The organism is Zetaproteobacteria bacterium (genome assembly GCA_003696765.1).
Classification (GTDB): Bacteria; Pseudomonadota; Zetaproteobacteria; order Mariprofundales; family J009; genus RFFX01.
Map to the genome: position 1 here is coordinate 1 of RFFX01000085.1, position 4051 is coordinate 4051.

A 4051-nucleotide genomic window follows, 5' to 3' on the forward strand; every position below is an offset into this window, starting at 1 on the left:
ACCCGGGGCGGAATCCCTCCTCCATCCGCTGCGCGCGCAGAAAGGCGGTGCGGTCGCCGTCGGGGATGAAGCAGATGTCCTGGCTCTCCCGCTTGGCGGCGGTGGGCAGCCCCATTCGTGCCGCCCGTGCCCGCACCTCTTCCTTGTGCATCCGGCCGAGCGGGAAGCAGAGGCGCTGGATCGCCGCCGGCTCGGTGGTGGCGAGGAAGTAGCTCTGATCCTTGGTTCGGTCGATGGCGCGCAGCAGGCGGGTGCCGCAGGCGTCGTCCACCCGCTGCACATAGTGGCCGGTGGCGATCCATTCAACCCCCAGCTCGTCGGCGGCCCGCAGCAGTGCGCCGAACTTGACGAAGCGGTTGCAGCGCGCGCACGGATTGGGCGTGCGGCCGGCGGCATAGTCGGCGATAAACGGGTCGATCACCTGCTGCCGGAAGGCGTGGCGCATGTCCATGCTGTAGAAGGGGATACCCAGCCGGTCGCAGACGCGGCGGGCGTCGTAGGCGTCTTCCAGCGCGCAGCAGGAGCCGTGGCGGGCCACCTCGGTGCGCTGGTAGTCCCACACCTGGAGGAAGACGCCGATCACCTCCGCCCCCTGTTGTTGCAGCAGGGCGGCGACCAGCGACGAATCCACCCCGCCGCTCATCGCGGCGATCACCCGCGCGCCGCGCAACCCGGCAGGATGCATCATTCGTCGGGGCGTTGCAGCAGCGCGACGAAGAAGCCGTCGCGGTCGGGGCCGGGCAGGATGCGGGCCATGCCCGGCCCTGTGGCGAAGGGGATAAGCGGCGCGGGCAGTGGTGCGGGGAGGAGCCCGCCCGCGTCGGTCACCGCCGCCACCACCGCCTCGTTCTCCTCATGATGGATCGAGCAGACGGCGTAGGCGAGCAGCCCGCCCGGGGCGAGCAGTCCGGCGGCGGCTGTGATCATCCGCTGCTGCTGTTCGGCCAGCACGGCGATCTGCCCTGTGTCGTGCAGAAACTTCACATCGGGGTGGCGGCGCAAGAGGCCGGAGGCGGTGCAGGGGGCATCGAGCATGATCCGGGGGAAGCGGCCGGGGGGGAACGGCGGGCGGCAGGCGTCGCCGAGCACCAGCGCTGCACCGTCGAGCCTCAGTCGCTCACGGTTCTCCCGCCAGCGCCGCAGTCGGCGCGGCTCCAGCTCGAGCGCGACGGTGCGCCCCATGCGCCGGTGGAGCAGCGCATACTTGCCTCCGGGAGCGGAGCAGAGATCTAGGCAGCAGCCGGGGCTCTCCGGCAGGGCGAGGGCGGCAAGCTGGGCCGACTGATCGATCACCGTGCAGCACCCTTCCGCCCAGCCGGGCAGGGCGGTCGGATCGGTCTCTGGCGGCAGCAGGATGGCGTCTGGCGCCAACGCCCCCGGCCGGGCATCGATGCCGGCATCACGCCAGCGGGCGATCAGCTCCGCCCGATCGACCCGCGCCGCCACCGTCAGCGGCGGTGGATCGGCAGCCGCCCGGGCGATGGATGCGACCGCCTCGCTGCCCAACTGGTCGCGCCAGTGGGCGTAGAGCCATTTGGGCAGCTCCAGCCGCTGGTGGGGTTTGCAGCGTCCTGGCGGAGGCGTGGCCGCCACCTTGCGCAGCACGGCGTTGACCAGTGCGCCGGCGCGCGGGGCGCGCTGTTTGACCGCCTCGACCGTGGCATGGATCGCCGCATGGTCGGCGATCTGCAGCCGGCGCAACTGCAGCGTGCCGAGCAGCAGCCCGGCGCGGGCGACCGGATCAGGCTTGCGCCGGACGAAGCGCGACCAGTCGGCCTCCAGCGTGAAGTGGTGGCGCAGCACGCCGGCGATCAGTCGATGGAGCAGGGCGCGGTCGCGCCGCTCCTCCAGCCGGCTGCGCGCCTGTTGCAGCAGTCGGTCGGGGGGGCGTTGGTGGTGGAGCACGCCGATGATTCCCTCGATGGCCAGCAGCCGCACCGCCACCCCCGGGGGGAGGGAGGTTGTGCGACGGCTGCGGCGGGGGCGGTCGGTCGGGCCGACCGGCGTGCGGCTAGCGGCTGGCGGCGTAGGCGTGTACCGCCTCGGCGAAGCGGCGGAAGAGCCAACCGCCGTCGTGCGGGCCGGGGCTGGCCTCGGGATGATACTGCACCGAGAAGACCGGCCGATCCTTGAGCGCGATCCCCTCGATGGTGCCGTCGAACAGCGAACGGTGGGTGACCTCGATCTGCGGCGGGATCGCCTCGTCGGCCACCGCGAAGCCGTGGTTCTGGCTGGAGATCTCCACCTTGCCGCGGGCGGCGACCGGGTGGTTGCCGCCGCGATGGCCGAACTTGAGCTTGAAGGTGGTCAACCCCAGCGCCTGGCAGAGCAGCTGATGGCCCATGCAGATGCCGAAGATGGGCAGGTCACACTCCAGCAGCCGGCGGATGGTCTCCACCGCATAGGGTGCTGCTGCCGGATCGCCGGGGCCGTTGGAGAGGAAGATGCCGGCGGGATCGCGGGCCAGAATCTCCTCGGCGGTGGTCCTGGCCGGCAGGATCACCGGCTCAAGCTTCTGGTCAACAAGCATGTTCAGGATATTGAACTTACATCCGAAATCAAGAACGGCAACGGTGGGTGTGTGTACCTTGGGCGCGGAGCGGAAGGAGGCGCGGTCCAGGTCGTAGCTTCCCTGCCGCCACCGCCCGGGCAGGCGGCCGCTCACCTCGGAGAGCAGGTCGCGCCCGGGCAGCCCCGCCCATTGGCGCGCCCGGTCGATCAGCTTCTCGGCGGGGGTCCCGTCGGAGGCGATGGCGCCGCGCAGCGCGCCGCGGTCGCGCAGATGGCGGGTCAGCGCCCGGGTGTCGACCCCTTCGATGCCGACCACGCCATGCTCCATCAGCCAGTCGTGCCACGACTGCCGGGCGCGGTGGTTGGCGTGGATGCGCGCCGCCTGCCGGACGATGACGCCGTTGGCGTGCACGCCGTCGGACTCCATATCGTCCGGGTTGGCGCCGACATTGCCGATGTGCGGCGTGGTGAAGGTGATCAGCTGATCCTTGTAGGAGGGGTCGGAGAGGATCTCCTGATAGCCGGTGATCGAGGTGTTGAAGCAGACCTCGCCGACGGTGCCGCCACGCTTCCCCAGCGCCGTTCCATGGAAGACGCGCCCATCCTCCAGGGCCAGAATTGCGGGGGTGCTGGGCTGTTGCATGGCGGCTCGGGAGACCTCGATCGTGCGTGGACGGATGGTTGACGGATGGGGAAACCCTAATATCCTACCCGAAGCAAATCCACCCGTGGGAGGTTGCAGGATGAACCCGGTGCGAGGCGATGTGCGTCCGCCCGCCGTGGCGGGCAGCTTCTACAGTGCGGATGCCGCCGAGCTGCGGCGGCAGCTGGCCGCTCTGCTCGCCGGCGATGGGGAGGAGCATCCACGGCCGAAGGCGCTGATCCTGCCCCACGCGGGCCACTGCTACTGCGCGCCGATCGCCGCCGGTGCCCTGCGCCATCTCCATGGCCACGGCTATCGGCGGATGGTGGTCGTCTGCCCGACCCACCGGGTGGCCACCTCCGGCGCCGCCCTCTGCGGGGCGGCGGCCTTTCGTACGCCGCTGGGGGATGTCACCGTCGACCAGGAGGCTGTCGATGCGCTGGCCGGTGGAGCTGAGGGGTTCGCAATCGACGACCGGGTCCACGCCGAGGAGCACGCCATCGAGGTGCTGCTGCCTTATCTGCAGCTGCTCTACCGGGAGCCGCCGCAGCTGGTGCCGATCGCCGCCGGCATGATTGCGCCGGAGATACTGGCCCGTGGCCTGGCTGCACTCTGGGCGGACGATGCCACGCTGGTGATCATCAGCTCCGATCTCTCCCATTTCCTCCCGTACGAAACAGCGCAGCGCGTCGACCAGGAGAGCTGTGCCGCCATCCTCGCCGGGCGGGCGATCGACCATCAGCGCGCCTGCGGCGCCACCGGCATCAATGCGCTCAGCCTGCTGCGACAGGGGGGCGACTGTGCCATCGAGATGACCGGCTACTGCAACTCCGGCGACAGCGGCGGCGGCCGGCAGAGCGTGGTCGGCTACGCCGGGTTTGTCGTGGCATGACGCAG

At 70.6% G+C, this 4051-nt stretch carries 4 protein-coding genes; 1 reads left to right on the forward strand and 3 read right to left on the reverse strand.

Annotation, left to right across the window (positions count from 1 at the left end):
- From D6682_08060 to D6682_08070, 3 genes are all read right to left on the reverse strand, one after another.
- Positions 1-688 (reverse strand): tRNA 2-thiouridine(34) synthase MnmA (locus D6682_08060; GenBank protein ID RMH50015.1); only part of this gene is annotated, 688 nt, incomplete at its 3' end.
- Entirely contained in the window at positions 685-1944 is a 1260-nt protein-coding gene (locus tag D6682_08065; GenBank protein ID RMH50012.1) for a Sun protein, read from the reverse strand. The genes D6682_08060 and D6682_08065, both read right to left, overlap by 4 nt.
- A gap of 67 nt (positions 1945-2011) precedes the next feature.
- Complete coding sequence (locus tag D6682_08070; protein RMH50013.1) at positions 2012-3154, reverse strand: carbamoyl-phosphate synthase small subunit; 1143 nt, start codon at positions 3152-3154, stop codon at positions 2012-2014.
- Between D6682_08070 and amrB the strand changes: the two genes are divergently transcribed.
- Positions 3153-4046 carry an AmmeMemoRadiSam system protein B gene (gene amrB, locus D6682_08075; protein ID RMH50014.1) on the forward strand — a complete coding sequence of 298 codons (894 nt, stop codon included), beginning with the start codon at positions 3153-3155 and terminating at the stop codon, positions 4044-4046. The genes D6682_08070 and amrB overlap by 2 nt on opposite strands.
- The last annotated feature ends 5 nt before the right edge of the window (positions 4047-4051 follow it).

What these genes read in the sequence shown, in the direction of transcription:
- amrB (RMH50014.1), top strand. Translation starts at nt 3,153, where the DNA reads ATGGCGGCTCGGGAGACCTCGATCGTGCGTGGACGGATGGTTGACGGA.
- D6682_08070 (RMH50013.1), bottom strand. Translation starts at nt 3,154, where the DNA reads ATGCAACAGCCCAGCACCCCCGCAATTCTGGCCCTGGAGGATGGGCGC.